Source organism: Streptomyces sp. NPDC012637 (genome assembly GCF_042954805.1).
Lineage (GTDB): Bacteria > Actinomycetota > Actinomycetes > Streptomycetales > Streptomycetaceae > Streptomyces.
In genome coordinates, this window is the sequence record NZ_JBIBDS010000014.1 from 58654 (window position 1) to 71326 (window position 12673).

Sequence of the window (12673 nt, forward strand, 5' to 3'; positions counted from 1 at the left end):
CCGAGGGAAATCCTCGGCGGCCGGCGCCTTTTCGGTGGTGTCAGATCCGGGCGAGCAGCCTCACCAGGACCGCCCGCAGCGTGTCGCCGGCGAAGATCGGCGCGTCCGCGCAGCGCCAGGCGACCACGCCGTCGGGCCGCACCAGGACCGCGCCCCGCGCCGTCACGCCGTACAGCTCCGGCCAGCGGTCGTCGACGTCGGTCAGCTCGGCGCCGATGCCGTGCACCGTGAGCGGCAGTCCGAGCTCGTGCGAGACGGCCCGGGCGGCCTCCTGCCAGGCGCGGTTGTCCGGCCCGGTGAGCAGGACGGGCCGGTCGCCGAACAGGTCGAGCACGGACAGTTCCGCCCCGCCGCGGCGCAGCCGCAGGTGCGGGGCCCGGCCGCCCGGCCGGCCGTCGTTCTCGGCGGACCACACGCCGTAGCCGGGCAGGACGCCCTCGTCCCACGCGGTGACGGCCGAGGAGCGGTAGCGCCACGACAGCCACACCTGGGCGTCCTCGACGATGCCCGGGTGCACCGGCGGCCGCTCGCCGGGGTCGCCGGTGAGCCGCGGCCGGTCCTTGGAGCGCAGGGCGGCCTGTTCGACCGTCGCCTGGCAGATCGGCCGGCGCTCCTCGTCGTAGCTGTCGAGGAGGGGCTCGCCCGCCCAGCCGTCGAGGACGGCGGCGAGCTTCCAGGCCAGGTTGTGCGCGTCCTGGATGCCGGTGCTGGAGCCGAAGCCGCCGCTGGGCGGCATCACATGGGCGGCGTCGCCGACCAGGAACACCCGCCCGTCCCGGAACCGGCCGGCGGTCCTGGCCGCACCGTCCCACGGGGAGACGGAGCGGATCCGCGGCCGCAGGCCGGGCACGCCGGTCGCCGCCCGGACCAGTTCGGCGCAGCGTTCCTCGGTGAACGACTCCGGCTCGGTCGCCGCCGGGTCGTACGCGACGTGCAGCAGCCAGTCGCAGGCGTTGTCCAGCGGCATCAGGGCGCCGCGCACCTCGTCGTTGGCGGTGTAGCACATCAGGAAGCGGCGGCCTGCGAGCGGCTCGGTGAGGTCGGCGTGGAAGTGGATGTTGAGGTAGTGGCCGAGCGTCTCGCCGTCGAAGGCGATGCCGAGCGTCTCGCGCACGCCGCTGTGGGCGCCGTCGGCGGCGACGAGGTAGCGGGCCTCGATGGTGCGTTCGGCTCCGGTGGCGCGGTCCCGGACCAGGGCGGTGAGGCCCGCGCCGTTCTGGGTGAAGGAGACCAGCTCGGTGCTGAACCGCAGGGCGACGCCGAGCCGTTCGGCGCGGCCGCGCAGCACGTCCTCCAGCTCGCCCTGGTGGCACAGGCACCAGCCGGTCGGGGACAGCGAGCCGATGTCGGCGCCCACGTCCATGACGTACTTCTCGTCGAGCACGCCCAGTTCGGGCCCGGCCAGTGAACGGGCCGCGACGACTCCGGAGTTGTCGGCGAGGAGCCGGGCGGACGGCGTGCCGCGCAGTTCGTCCTCGACGCCGGCGGCGCGCATCAGCTCCATGGCCCGCGGATGCACTCCGCGGGCCCTGGGGTGTCCGGACAGTTCGGGCCGCTGCTCGACCAGCAGGCAGTCCACGCCCTGCTGGGCCAGGAAGACCGCGGCCGACAGGCCCGCGATGCCTCCGCCGACCACCAGGACGTCGGTGTTCCGGAGCGTGCTCCGGGTGGTGCTCAGCACAATGTCACCCTCCTTGCCTCGGTCGGTGTTCGACGAGCACGGACGCGTCCTTGTCGCCGTCGCCGGCCGCGAGCACCTCGGCGAACCGCTCGCGCACCACGTCGAGGACGGGCATCGCGGCTCCCTGCTCGGCGGCCGCCTCCAGGGCGATCCGGATGTCCTTCTCCATCAGTTCGGAGCGGAAGAACGCCGGCTCGTAGCTTCGCTTGAGCATCAGCTCGGCGCGGAAGCGCATCACGAGCGAGCTGAAGCCGCTGGACGCGACGACGCCGATGAGCTGGTCGCGGTCCAGGCCGGCCGCGGTGCCGTAGGCGACGGCCTCGGCGAGCGCGGCGACCTGGGCGCCGAGCAGCAGGTTCAGGATGAGCTTCAGGCTGGTCGCCGTGCCGGGCGCGCCGACGTGGACGACCTCGCTGCCGAACGCCTCCAGGACCGGGCGCACCTCCTCCAGGTCCTCCGGCGCACCGGAGACGAAGACCCGCAGCTCGCCCTTGCGGGCCTGGAGCGGGTTGCCGACGACGCAGGCCTCCACGCGGCGCAGTCCCCGGGCCGCGAGGCGGGCGGCGGCCTCGCGCGCGTAGCCCGGGGACACGGTGGAGGTGTCGACGACGACGGAGCCGGGGGCGAGGACCGGGACCACCCGGTCGAACAGGACCTCCTCGACGGCCTTCTCGTCGCTGAGGCTGAGCAGGACCAGGCGGTGGCCGGCCGCCGCGCGCTCGGGCGCGTCGGCGAGCCGGGCGCCGGCCTCGCCGAGCGGGGCGGCCTTGTGCGCGGTCCTGTTGAAGACGGTCAGCGTGTGTCCGGTCTCGAGGAGCCGCCGGGCCATGCCGCCGCCCATGCTGCCGAGTCCGATGAACGCCAACTGACGCTCTGCCATGGTGGGTTCTCTTCTCATCTCTTACGACAGTGGTGGGAGGCGGCCGTGCGTTCAGTACGCGGCGTCCACCTCGTACACGGCGAAGGGCGCCGTGGTGCGGGTGTCACGGAAGGGCCGCAGCGGGGCGGTGTCCTGGCGGTGCTCGGCGCCGGCCTCCCAGGCCAGGAAGGCCTCCATCGACTCCCAGCGGCTCATCACCGCGAGCGCGGTGGGGTCGGCGGGGCTTCGGAGGAGTTCGTTGCCGAGCATGCCGGGCACCTTCGCGAGCCGTTCGCTGACCTGGTGGTAGGCCTCGCGGACGGCGGCGAGCTGCCCGTCGTCGTACGCGGCCTGGTACACCACGACCCGCACCTGGCCCCGGTCCTCACCGGGCATCGGCGGCCGCCCTGCCCTCGATGCCGTGGAGCACCCGCATCACGTGGAAGCTGCCGCCCTTGCGGTACGGGTGGAGGGTGGCCCGGTGCTCCAGGTGGGCCGGGCTGTTCTCGAACTCGCGGAACCGCGGCTCGTCCACCCAGTCGCTGACGATGACGTAGGTGCTCGTGGCGCTGTCGGGTCCTTCCTCGCGGGCGAGGGACTGGCCCAGGTTGGCGGGGTGGCCGGTGACGGCCTCGGTGCCCTCCAGCCAGGCCTTCTCGAAGTCGGCCTCCTTGCCCGGTTCGATCTCCATGCGCAGCATCACCCGGAAGGTCATCAGGAGATCCCCCCGTCGACGCCGATGGTGTTGCCGGTGACGTAGCGGGACAGGTCGCTGGCGAGCCACAGCACGGCGCCGGCCACCTCGTCGGGCGTGCCGAGCCGGCCGAGGGCGGTCTTGGCGCCGTAGCGCTCGGTCATCAGCTTCTTCTGGTCCTCGGGCAGCGCGTGGAAGTTCTCGGTCTCGATGACACCGAGCGCGAGGATGTTGAAGCGGATGCCCTGGGGGCCGAACTCCTTGGCCAGGGAGCGGTTCAGTCCGGCGAGCGCGGCCTTGGTGGCGGTGTAGTGGGCACGCAGCGGGATGCCGGCCTCGACGGCGCGGGAGCCGACCGTCACCACCGAGGAGCCCTCGCCGAGCAGCGGCAGGGCGTGCTGGATGACGAGGTGGGCGCCGGTGACGTTGGTGGCGAAGATGCGCTGCCACTCCTCCAGCGGGAGCTGGGCGTACGGGACGTGGCTGATCGCGCCGGCGTTGTTGACGAGCAGGTCGAGGCGGTCGCCGTGCAGCTCGCGCACCCGGCCGAGCAGCGCGGCGATGTCCGCGGGCTCGGACAGGTCGGCGCGCAGCACGTGGTGGTCGCCGCCGGTCTCCTTGAGCTCCTGCTCCAGGGAGGTGACGTAGTCGCTCTCGCGCTGGTAGCAGGTGACGACGTCGACTCCGGCGCGGGCGAGCGCGAGGACGACGCCTCGGCCGACACCGCGGGTGCCGCCGGTGACCAGGGCCTTCTTGCCCTTGAGGCCGAGATCCATGGGTGTTCCTCCGTAACGTGGCGAGACGGTCGGGCGGGTTCGGACGGGAGGGTCAGAGCAGGAAGCCGAGCGCGGCGCAGTTGGCGGCGAGCGCGGCGATGGTGAGCAGGCTGCGGCGGCGGTTCCAGGCGCCCCAGGTGTCCCGGGTGTGCTGGAAGTCCGCCGGCACGTTCTCCGGGTCGACGGTCCGCATCCAGCGGTTCACCGGCGCGTTCTTGGTGAGCGAGATCAGCGCGGTGGCCGCGGCGAGCACGCCCGCCACGGCGAACAGCGTCCGCGCCGCGGCGGTGCCGCCGCCGACCGCGAGCACCGCGTCGAGGACGACGGTGCCGACCAGGCAGACGGGCATCGCCGGGTCGTAGCGCTGCCCGAAGAACGCGTGGGCGTGCACGTAGCGGTCGGTGGGCAGCGAGGCGAGGTACGGGAAGCCGCCGAGCTGGGTGCCGAACAGGACGCCGGCGGCGAGGCCGTTGAGCAGCACGAGCAGGGGCGCGAGTACGTTCAGCACGGGTGCTCCTCAGCGGGTCAGGGCCCGTGCGGCGGCCTCGACCCGCTCCTTGATGAGGCTCATCTGCACCTTGGTGTTGACGTTGAGGTGCTCGGTCATCGCCTCGTCGGTGGCCGGGGCCTGGGGCTTCATGTGGAAGTCCTGCACCCAGCGCATCCGGACGCCGCCGCCGGGCTCCTCGGTGTACTCCCAGAAGATGCGCATGTACTCGAAGGGACCGGTCTCGACCCGTTCGGCGCGCACGGTGCGGGTGGCCGGGTCGCCGGTGCGCCGGGAGACCCAGCTCCACACGTTGCCGTCCTCGTCGGGGTGCATGGTGAGGCGGAAGACGACGGTGTCGCCGTCGCGCTCCAGCACGTCGGCGGAGGCGTACTCGCTGAACAGGTTCGGCCAGCCCGGGACGTCGTTGGTGATGTCCCACACGACGTCCATGGGGGCGTCGATGACGATGTGGTTGTCGGTGTGTCCTGCCATGGGAACTCCGTAGGTCCGTCGTCTGCGGTTCGTCTGCGGGGGAGGTCAGCGGCCGAGCACCAGGGCGGAGGCGAAGCCGCCGTGTCCGCGCGCCAGGACCAGCGCGTGGCGCAGCCGCCGCTCCCGCGGGGCCCCGGTGACCAGGTCGATGTCCAGGCCCGGGGCGGGCTCGTGGACGTGCGCGGTGTGCGGGATGACGCCTTCGCGCAGCGCGAGCAGCGCGGTGGCGACGTCGAGCGGCGCGCCGCCGCCGTAGAGCCGGCCGGTGAGCGTCTTCGGCGCGGTGACGGGCACGCCGCGCGGGCCGAAGACGGCGCTGATGGCCTCCGCCTCGTCGCGGTCGTCGGCGGCGAGGCCGGCGGCGTCGGCGAACACGACGTCGATGTCGGCGGGGCCGAGTCCGGCGTCGGCGAGGGCCTGTTCGGCGGTACGGCGCAGGGCGCGCGGCCGGCCCGAGCCGGGTGCCGGGTCGAAGCCCGCGGCGTGGCCGAGGACCCGCCCGTAGCCGGTGCCCAGGCCGCGCTCGGCGGCGGCCTCGGCGGTCTCCAGGACGAGGATCGCGCCGCCCTCGCCGGGCAGGTAGCCCGAGGCCTCGGCGGTGAACGGCCGGTAGGCGCGTTCCGGGTCCGGGACGGTGGACAGCCTGCCGGTGGTGAGCTGGGCCGTCAGGCCGTACGGGCAGAGCGAGGCGTCCGTGCCGCCGCTGACGACCAGGCGCGAGCCGCCGCGCAGCAGCCGCCGGGCCTGGGCGATGCCGTCGAGTCCGCCGGCCTGCTCGCAGGCGAGCACGCCGCAGGGGCCGCGCATCTTGTGCCGGATGGACAGCTGTCCGGTGGTGGCGGCGTAGAACCAGGCGATGGACTGGTAGGCGCCGACCCAGCCGGGGTCGTGCTGGTAGAGGGCGGTCATCTCCTTCTGGCCGAACTCGGTGCCGCCCGAGGACGAGGACGTCACCACGGCCATCTCGTACTCGCCGATGGCGCCGAGGTCGGCGCCGGAGTCGGCGAGGGCGGCCTCACCGGCCGCGAGGGCGAGGTGGGTCCAGTGGTCGGTCTGCACGATGAGCCGGCCCGGCACGCGTTCGGCGGTGTCGAAGCCGGGCACCTGTCCGGCGTACCGCACCGGGTAGGGGCTCGGGTCGAAGCGTCCGATGCGTCCGATGCCGGACTTGCCGGCGAGCACCGAGGCCCAGTGGGCCTCGACGCCGATGCCGGTGGGCGCGACGATGCCGAGCCCGGTGACGACGGGGGCGCTCGCGACGGTCGTCATGGTCACTCCCCTTTCACGCGGCGGCCCGGGCCGCGCGGGGCCGGGCGAGGACCATGGCGCTCTGGAACCCGCCGAACCCGCTGCCGACGGTGAGCACGGTGTCCATGGCGTGCTCCCGGGCGGTGACGGGCACGTAGTCCAGGTCGCAGAGCGGGTCCTTGGTCCTGAGGTTGGCGGTGGGCGGCACGACCTGGCGGTCGAGGGCCAGGGCGCAGGCGGCCACCTCGATGGAGCCGATCGCGCCCAGCGAGTGCCCGACCATCGACTTGATGGAGCTGACCGGGATGTCGTAGGCGTGCGCGCCGAGGCTGCGCTTGAACGCGGCCGTCTCGTGGCGGTCGTTCTGCTTGGTGCCGGAGCCGTGCGCGTTGATGTAGCCGACGGCGGTGGGGTCGAGCCGGGCCCGGTCGAGGGCGACGGTGATGGCCTCGGCCAGCTCCCGGCCGTCGGGCTTGAGACCGGTCATGTGGTACGCGTTGCTGCGGCTGGCGAAGCCGACGACCTCGGCGTAGATGCGGGCGCCGCGGGCGATGGCCGCCTCGCGCTCCTCGACGACCATGACGGCGGCGCCCTCGCCGAGCACGAAGCCGTCGCGTTCGCCGTCGAAGGGACGGGAGGCGTGCTCCGGGTCGGCGTTGTTCGGGGTGGTCGCCTTGATGGCGTCGAAGCAGGCGGAGGTGATGGGCGAGATCGGGGCGTCGGTGGCGCCGGTGATGACGACGTCGGCCGTGCCCTCCTCGATGAGCTGCACCCCGTGCCCGACGGAGTCGAGGCCGGAGGTGCAGCCCGTGGAGACGAGCGCGACCGGGCCTTCGGCGCCGGTCTCCCAGGCCACCTCGACCGCGAGCGTGGACGGCACCATGTAGCCGTACAGGTGCGGGACGCCGTACTCGTGGTCGACGAGCCACTGCCGGCCGCTGTCGGAGAGGGTGACGTACTCCTCCTCCAGGCCCATGGTGCAGCCGACGGCGCTGCCGAGGGAGACGGCGATCCGGCCGGGGTCGAGGGCGGACAGCTCGATGCCGCTGTCCGCGACGGCCTCGCGGGCGGAGACCACGGCGAACTGGGCGGCCCGGTCCATGCGCCGGATCTGCCGGGCGGTGAGGCCGGCGGCCGCCGGGTCGAAGTCGACCTCGGCGGCGACCTGCGAGCGGAACTTCGCCGGGTCGAACAGGGTGATCCGCCGGGTGGCCGTGCGGCCCTCGGACAGCGTCCGCCAGAAGGCCTCCCGGCCCACCCCGCCCGGCACGACCGCGCCGATGCCGGTGATGACGGCACGTCGGGTCACCGGGCACCGCCCACGTCCGGGTTGGCCTGCTCGGGGCGCTGCGCCGGCTCGGTGTCGACGTGGCCGAGCTCGGGGCGCGGCGCGAGCGGCGACAGGTGGAAGGCGCAGTGGGCCGTGGTGTCGCCGGTGTTGACGAGCCGGTGGCGGACGCCGATGGGCACGAGCAGGGAGTCGCCGGGGCCGAGCGGGACCGCGGTCCGGCCGTCCAGGGTCATCTCCAGGGTGCCGTCGACGACGTGCAGGAACTCCTCGGAGTACGGGTGGTAGTGCTCGGTCACCCAGTCGCCGGGCTCCAGGGTCATGACGCCGCCGAAGCCGGAGGTGCAGCCGACGGTCTTGGGGCTGAGGGTGGTGCGGATGTCCCCGCCGCGCTTGGTGTTGGCCTCGACCTCGTCGGCGGCCACCTTCACGGTGCGGGTGATGGCGGTGGTCACTGGATCCGCCCTCCGTCCTTGGTCCAGATGTAGAAGGGCGTGGCCATCGCGTCCTTGGGTTCCTTCCAGTCCGGGTCGTAGGGCTCCACGCACGCGGCGAGCTTGGTGTTGATGTCGTCGTAGAGCGGGTGGCTGCGGGCGCGGTAGAGGTTCGCGCCGATGTCCTCGTCGGCCTCCACCAGGTGGAAGTACAGGCCGTGGAACCTGAACAGCGTGCGGCGGCTCACGCCGATCATGTGCGGCAGGTCGGTGGCGTCGGACTCCTCGAAGATCCTCGCGATGTCGTCCGTCCTGTCCGGCCGCAGCTTGGCGACGATCAGAGTGCGGTGCACGGGTCCTCCCGATGGTCGGTGGTCACGGGAGAACGTCGCACCGGGGTCTGGAGGGCCGCTCGAAGTCCTCTCCAGTGAGGGGACTTCGAGCGCGGCGCGAGCCGGTCGGGCTTGCCTGGCGGGAACCGCAGACACCGCAGACGAGGGAAAGGGCACGGGCATGCCGTTCGCAGCCATCACGTACGACATCAAGCCGGGGTACGAGAAGGAGCTCGCCGCGATCTTCGGCGACTTCAAGCGGGTGCGGAGCAGCCGGGTCGAGGACGCCTCGGGCGAGCAGGCCGGAACGATCCTGGCGACCGCGGTGTTCCTGCGCGACGACACGCTGGTCCGGGTCATCGAGTACACGGGCGACCTGGAGGCCGTGGCCCGGCACATGGCCGCGCAGCCGGGGGTGCGCGAGGTGGAGCGGAAGCTGAAGCCGTATCTGAGCCGGCCCCGGGACACGGACACGGTCGAGGGCTTCGTGGCCACCTTCCGGCGCAGCCTGCTGACCACGGTCGCCCAGATCTCGGTGCGGGACCTGCCCGCGCCGGCGTGACGGCTCCATTCCCCCACACCCGTCAGGCCGCACCCCGGGTTCCCGGGAGTGCGGCCTGATGGGTGTGACGGGGGATCAGAGTGTGGTCATGGCCGCGGCGTTGAGCACCAGGGCCACGACGGCCAGGGCCGTGCGCAGGTAGTGCCAGCGGCGCCACAGCGGGCGCGGGTCCTCCCAGTCCGGCGGGATGACCGCCGGGTCGGTGATCGCCTTGACGCGGCGGTTGATGGGGACGTTGCACAGGTGGGACACCCCGGACACGCCGAGGAGCAGCACCGCGGCGGCCGAGAACAGCGCGCGGGCGGCGCCGTCGGCCGCCACGGCGAGCACGCCGTCGACCAGGGTGCTGCTCAGGACGATGACGGGCATCGTGGGGTCCCAGTTGCGGCCGAGCAGCTGGTGGGCGTGCACGTAGGTGCCGTTGTCCATCGCGAACAGCGCGGGCAGCACGCTCAGCGCGACGGCGAACAGCACTCCGGCGGTGACACCGCTGCCGAGCACGGCCGCGACGGCCAGCACCTCGGTCATGACGCCCGGGCCCCCGAGGGGTGGGTGTCCACGGTCAGCTGGGCCACGGTGCGCATGGTGGCGTCGCGGAAGTACGCGGCGAACGCCTGGGGCGAGCTGGTGTCGCGCGGCTCGGCGAGGTACGGCGCGAGCGCGGCCTCCGCGGTGTGGACGCCCTGCTGGGCGGCCATGTGCCGGCCGATGGCCGCGAAGTCGCCCTCGTAGTGGATGACCCGGACGACGACGTCGTCCTTGACGAACACGGCCGTGCCGAGCAGCCGGCCGGCCTGCTCGCCGTCGCCGCCGGTGAACTCGGGCGTGTCGACTCTCTGGAACTCGCCGAAGATCCTGGCGATCTCCTCCTCGTGGCCGGGCTTGACCCGGTAGGTGATGGCTGCGTAGGGCATCGGTTCTCCTCCGTCGGCTTCGTCGGTCGTACCGGGCCCGCGGTCAGCGGACCGCGCCGGCCCGGGGCGCCGTCCCGATCAGTGCGAGCAGCATCCGCGGGGTCTCGGCCTCCATGACGGCGTCGTCGTCGAGGACGATGCCGTAGGTGCGGTTGATCACGCTGGTGGCCTGGAGGAGGGCGAGGGAGTCGTAGCCGAACTCCAGGAACGGGGTGTCGAGGGCCTCCTCGCCCTCCAGCGCCATGCCCTCCTCGGGCGCGCCGACGCACTCGAGCAGGAGCGCCCCCAGCTCGGACAGGTTCATGTCAGTCACGATGCTTCCTCTCGATTCGTTCGATGGGCCGGTCACTTGGCGCTCGCCAGCTGCGGCCCCGTGGGTTCGAGGTCCAGCCGCGGCGAGGAGTCGAGCACCGCCTGGTGCAGGTGCTCGACGCTGGGCGAGGGGTCGAGCCCGAGGCTCTGGTTCAGGCAGCGGCGCAGCTGCCGGTAGACGGACAGGGCGTCGCTGCGGCGCCCGACCCGGTACAGCGCGAGCATCAGCTGCTCGTGCACCGCCTCGTGCAGGGGATGACGCGCGGCGAGCCCGGAGAGCTCGCCGACGAGCTCATGATGGCGCCCCAGCCTCAGGTCTGCCTCGATCCGCCGCTGAAGGACGCTCATCCGTGACTCGTCGAGCCGGGTGGCCTCCACCTCCAGGAGCGAACCGCACTGGACGTCGGCCAGCGCGCGGCCGTGCCACAGCGACAGCGCCCGGCCGAAGTACGAGGAGGCCCCGGGCCAGTCGCCCTGGTGGAGGGCCCGGTGCCCGGCCGAGGACAGCGCGTCGAACTCATGGGCGTCGAGCAGACCGCCGTGGATGTCGAGCCGGTATCCGCCCGGCTCGGTGACGAGCACGCTCTTGGCGCCGTTCGGCAGGGACTCGCCCTCGGTGCCGTCGCCGAGCGCGGCCCCTATGGCGTTGCGGATCTGCAGGATGTACGTCTGCAGGGTGGTCTGGACGCTGCGTGGAGGATGCTCGCCCCACACCTCCTCCACCAGCGAGGCCACCGAGACGACCTCGTCCGCCTGGAGGGCGAGCAGCGCGAAGACCTTGCGCGGTTTGACCGCCGTGAGGTGCACCGGCACCCCGGACAGGGTGGCCCGGAACGGGCCTAGCACGCTGATGTCCATGCGCGGTTCTCCTTCGGGTTACGTGGATCAGCCGGCCTGGTGCGGCGCCGTGCCGGGGCGCGCCGCGTCAGGTCCTGTCACAGGGGCCCGCAGGGCCTCCCCCATCGCACGGGGCACGTCACGGCCCCGTACGAAGAAGTGCGTGCCGCGGACGGTCCGCAGCCGGAATCGGGTCGTGGTGCACTCCTGCCAGGCGTGCACCTCGGGCGCGGAGACCAGCGGATCGACCTCGCCCGCGAAGGCCTCGACGGGGCACGGCAGCGCGGTCACGGGTGTGGACCGCAGGTCCTGGGCGAGGAGCAGATCGGTGCGCAGGGTCGCGAGCGTCCCGGCGAGCCAGCCGATCCGGTTGCGCAGCGGAGCCGGGATGGACTCCTTGTCGCCGAGGGCCGTGATCAGGTCCTCGTCCGGGAGTTCGGGGCTGAGCAGGGTCTCGAGGATCGGCGCGGGCAGCTGCGGCGCCGAGCAGGCGCCGACCGCGAGCAGCTCGGGCGGGCGCCGCCCGGCGCGCACCCGGTGCTCGGCGAACCGGTAGGCGACGAGCGCCCCCAGGCTGTGCCCGTAGAAGGCGTACGGCTCGTCGAGCAGCGGGCCCAGGTCCTCCTGGAGCTCCGCGACGAGACGCGCGCCGTCGGTGATCCGTTCCTCCCGCCGCCGGGACTCCCGGCCGGGCAGCCGCACCGGCAGCACCGACACGCCGGGGCCGATACGCCGCTGCCAGCCGGCGAAGGTCATGGCGCCCCCGCCGGCGTGATGGAAGCAGAACAGCCGGACCCCGTCACTGGCGGGCCCCGGCCGGACCGCGAGATAGCGCTGCACCCGATCCCCCTTCGTCGCCGCACTCTTCGGCGCGCTCCTGCACCGCACCGGCCGGCCGGATCCCGGCCGCACGTTCCTGCGCCGCACCTTTTCGGTCAGATGCGCGAAGAGAGGGTCACCGCAGAGCCTCGGTCATCGCTCAACTGGCGCTGGAGCCAGACGGCGTGCCCTCGCCGAAGCCGGGGTCCTTCACTGCGGCGCTGACGGTGTAGGCGTCCTCGACCAGCCAGCTGTGGAAGGTCCACTCCCGGCCCGCACGGGGCGTCCCGTCGGGCAGCAGCATGCGGATCGGCCCGCCGGGCGGGCTGAACCCGAACTCGGTGAAACGGAACCTCAGTCCCTGGCTGATGGCCTTGCTGTAGGCCTCCTTCAGCGTCCACAGGCGGACGAGGTCCCGGTTGCGCCGCTCCGGCGGCACCTCCTCCAGGCACTCCAGCTCGTACGGGGTGCAGGCCTTGTGCTCGGTGCCGAGCTCCAGCATCCGGCGGTCGGCCGGCTCGGTGTCCACGCCGATCCGGCCGACCCTGGTCAGGCCCACCACCAGGAGGCCCTCGGTGTGGCTGAGGCCGATCTCCAGCTGGTCGATGCCCCGCAGATACGGGCGGCCGCCCGGCTTGTACGCCAGTTCGAGCTCGCGCGGCGGGGCGCCGAACACCGCGCCCGCCGCGGACTTGAGCAGCAGCCGGGCGGCGACGAACCGGTCCCGGTTGCGCGAGGCGGGCATCCGGACCAGGCGCGCGTGGTCGTCCGCCCCCAGGTCGGCGGCGAGCTCCGGCGCACCGACGTCCGCGGGCACCCAGTCGTCGACGTCCGCGTACACCACACAGCTGCCGCGCACGGCGACCGCGTCCCGCACCTCCTCCCACGAACCCCCGCCCCCGCGGTGCCGCACCGGCTGCTCCATGTCGAACCTC

General features: G+C 73.1%; 18 protein-coding genes. 1 reads left to right on the top strand and 17 read right to left on the bottom strand.

Annotated elements, in window-relative coordinates; translation table 11 throughout:
• Positions 1–40: 40 nt before the first annotated feature.
• From ACFY8W_RS36775 to ACFY8W_RS36825, 11 genes are read right to left on the bottom strand one after another with little or no spacing between them, the layout of a single operon-like run.
• Positions 41–1681, bottom strand: coding sequence for an FAD-dependent oxidoreductase (locus ACFY8W_RS36775; protein WP_391115293.1), 1641 nt, complete (start codon positions 1679–1681; stop codon positions 41–43).
• Between the two features lie 4 nt (positions 1682–1685).
• Complete coding sequence (locus tag ACFY8W_RS36780; RefSeq protein WP_391115295.1) at positions 1686–2561, bottom strand: NAD(P)-binding domain-containing protein; 876 nt, start codon at positions 2559–2561, stop codon at positions 1686–1688.
• Positions 2562–2612: 51 nt separating this feature from the next.
• On the bottom strand, positions 2613–2936 hold the full coding sequence (locus ACFY8W_RS36785; protein ID WP_391115297.1) for an antibiotic biosynthesis monooxygenase: 324 nt from the start codon (positions 2934–2936) through the stop codon (positions 2613–2615).
• A complete protein-coding gene (locus ACFY8W_RS36790; protein ID WP_391115300.1) occupies positions 2926–3255 on the bottom strand; it encodes an antibiotic biosynthesis monooxygenase in 330 nt (109 codons plus the stop codon). The genes ACFY8W_RS36785 and ACFY8W_RS36790 overlap by 11 nt, the downstream gene beginning before the upstream one ends.
• On the bottom strand, positions 3255–4010 hold the full coding sequence (locus ACFY8W_RS36795; RefSeq protein ID WP_391115303.1) for an SDR family oxidoreductase: 756 nt from the start codon (positions 4008–4010) through the stop codon (positions 3255–3257). Before ACFY8W_RS36795 ends, ACFY8W_RS36790 begins: the two co-directional genes overlap by 1 nt.
• A 52-nt stretch (positions 4011–4062) precedes the next feature.
• Positions 4063–4518 carry an anthrone oxygenase family protein gene (locus ACFY8W_RS36800; RefSeq protein WP_391115306.1) on the bottom strand — a complete coding sequence of 152 codons (456 nt, stop codon included), beginning with the start codon at positions 4516–4518 and terminating at the stop codon, positions 4063–4065.
• Positions 4519–4527: 9 nt separating this feature from the next.
• Positions 4528–4992: an SRPBCC family protein gene (locus ACFY8W_RS36805; RefSeq protein WP_391115308.1), complete on the bottom strand. Its 465-nt coding sequence runs from the start codon at positions 4990–4992 to the stop codon at positions 4528–4530.
• Between the two features lie 45 nt (positions 4993–5037).
• Positions 5038–6261, bottom strand: coding sequence for a beta-ketoacyl synthase N-terminal-like domain-containing protein (locus tag ACFY8W_RS36810; protein WP_391115311.1), 1224 nt, complete (start codon positions 6259–6261; stop codon positions 5038–5040).
• 13 nt (positions 6262–6274) lie between these two features.
• Positions 6275–7549, bottom strand: a complete 1275-nt coding sequence (locus tag ACFY8W_RS36815; protein ID WP_391115314.1) for a beta-ketoacyl-ACP synthase II — start codon at positions 7547–7549, stop codon at positions 6275–6277.
• Entirely contained in the window at positions 7546–7983 is a 438-nt protein-coding gene (locus ACFY8W_RS36820; protein WP_391115315.1) for a cupin domain-containing protein, read from the bottom strand. Before ACFY8W_RS36820 ends, ACFY8W_RS36815 begins: the two co-directional genes overlap by 4 nt.
• Positions 7980–8315, bottom strand: a complete 336-nt coding sequence (locus ACFY8W_RS36825) for a TcmI family type II polyketide cyclase (RefSeq protein WP_391115317.1) — start codon at positions 8313–8315, stop codon at positions 7980–7982. Before ACFY8W_RS36825 ends, ACFY8W_RS36820 begins: the two co-directional genes overlap by 4 nt.
• Positions 8316–8475: 160 nt before the next feature.
• Between ACFY8W_RS36825 and ACFY8W_RS36830 the strand changes: the two genes are divergently transcribed.
• A complete protein-coding gene (locus ACFY8W_RS36830; protein WP_391115320.1) occupies positions 8476–8856 on the top strand; it encodes a SchA/CurD-like domain-containing protein in 381 nt (126 codons plus the stop codon).
• A 75-nt stretch (positions 8857–8931) separates the two neighbouring features.
• Here ACFY8W_RS36830 and ACFY8W_RS36835 read toward each other — a convergent pair whose 3' ends face one another.
• The 6 genes from ACFY8W_RS36835 to ACFY8W_RS36860 form a co-directional block, all read right to left on the bottom strand.
• Positions 8932–9384 carry an anthrone oxygenase family protein gene (locus ACFY8W_RS36835; RefSeq protein WP_391115322.1) on the bottom strand — a complete coding sequence of 151 codons (453 nt, stop codon included), beginning with the start codon at positions 9382–9384 and terminating at the stop codon, positions 8932–8934.
• Positions 9381–9770: a SchA/CurD-like domain-containing protein gene (locus tag ACFY8W_RS36840; protein ID WP_391115325.1), complete on the bottom strand. Its 390-nt coding sequence runs from the start codon at positions 9768–9770 to the stop codon at positions 9381–9383. The genes ACFY8W_RS36835 and ACFY8W_RS36840 overlap by 4 nt, the downstream gene beginning before the upstream one ends.
• 43 nt (positions 9771–9813) lie before the next feature.
• Positions 9814–10074, bottom strand: coding sequence for an acyl carrier protein (locus tag ACFY8W_RS36845; RefSeq protein WP_384422563.1), 261 nt, complete (start codon positions 10072–10074; stop codon positions 9814–9816).
• Between the two features lie 41 nt (positions 10075–10115).
• Complete coding sequence (locus ACFY8W_RS36850; protein WP_391115327.1) at positions 10116–10940, bottom strand: BTAD domain-containing putative transcriptional regulator; 825 nt, start codon at positions 10938–10940, stop codon at positions 10116–10118.
• Positions 10941–10967: 27 nt separating this feature from the next.
• Entirely contained in the window at positions 10968–11759 is a 792-nt protein-coding gene (locus tag ACFY8W_RS36855) for an alpha/beta fold hydrolase (protein WP_391115330.1), read from the bottom strand.
• A gap of 139 nt (positions 11760–11898) precedes the next feature.
• Complete coding sequence (locus tag ACFY8W_RS36860) at positions 11899–12663, bottom strand: 4'-phosphopantetheinyl transferase superfamily protein (protein WP_391115332.1); 765 nt, start codon at positions 12661–12663, stop codon at positions 11899–11901.
• Positions 12664–12673 lie beyond the last annotated feature (10 nt).

Bases quoted from the DNA above. Each gene is read 5' to 3' on its own strand.
- ACFY8W_RS36785 (WP_391115297.1), bottom strand. From the start codon at position 2,936: ATGCCCGGTGAGGACCGGGGCCAGGTGCGGGTCGTGGTGTACCAGGCC.
- ACFY8W_RS36850 (WP_391115327.1), bottom strand. From the start codon at position 10,940: ATGGACATCAGCGTGCTAGGCCCGTTCCGGGCCACCCTGTCCGGGGTG.
- ACFY8W_RS36805 (WP_391115308.1), bottom strand. From the start codon at position 4,992: ATGGCAGGACACACCGACAACCACATCGTCATCGACGCCCCCATGGAC.
- ACFY8W_RS36830 (WP_391115320.1), top strand. From the start codon at position 8,476: ATGCCGTTCGCAGCCATCACGTACGACATCAAGCCGGGGTACGAGAAG.
- ACFY8W_RS36835 (WP_391115322.1), bottom strand. From the start codon at position 9,384: ATGACCGAGGTGCTGGCCGTCGCGGCCGTGCTCGGCAGCGGTGTCACC.
- ACFY8W_RS36780 (WP_391115295.1), bottom strand. From the start codon at position 2,561: ATGGCAGAGCGTCAGTTGGCGTTCATCGGACTCGGCAGCATGGGCGGC.
- ACFY8W_RS36795 (WP_391115303.1), bottom strand. From the start codon at position 4,010: ATGGATCTCGGCCTCAAGGGCAAGAAGGCCCTGGTCACCGGCGGCACC.
- ACFY8W_RS36790 (WP_391115300.1), bottom strand. From the start codon at position 3,255: ATGACCTTCCGGGTGATGCTGCGCATGGAGATCGAACCGGGCAAGGAG.
- ACFY8W_RS36860 (WP_391115332.1), bottom strand. From the start codon at position 12,663: ATGGAGCAGCCGGTGCGGCACCGCGGGGGCGGGGGTTCGTGGGAGGAG.
- ACFY8W_RS36840 (WP_391115325.1), bottom strand. From the start codon at position 9,770: ATGCCCTACGCAGCCATCACCTACCGGGTCAAGCCCGGCCACGAGGAG.
- ACFY8W_RS36845 (WP_384422563.1), bottom strand. From the start codon at position 10,074: ATGAACCTGTCCGAGCTGGGGGCGCTCCTGCTCGAGTGCGTCGGCGCG.
- ACFY8W_RS36810 (WP_391115311.1), bottom strand. From the start codon at position 6,261: ATGACGACCGTCGCGAGCGCCCCCGTCGTCACCGGGCTCGGCATCGTC.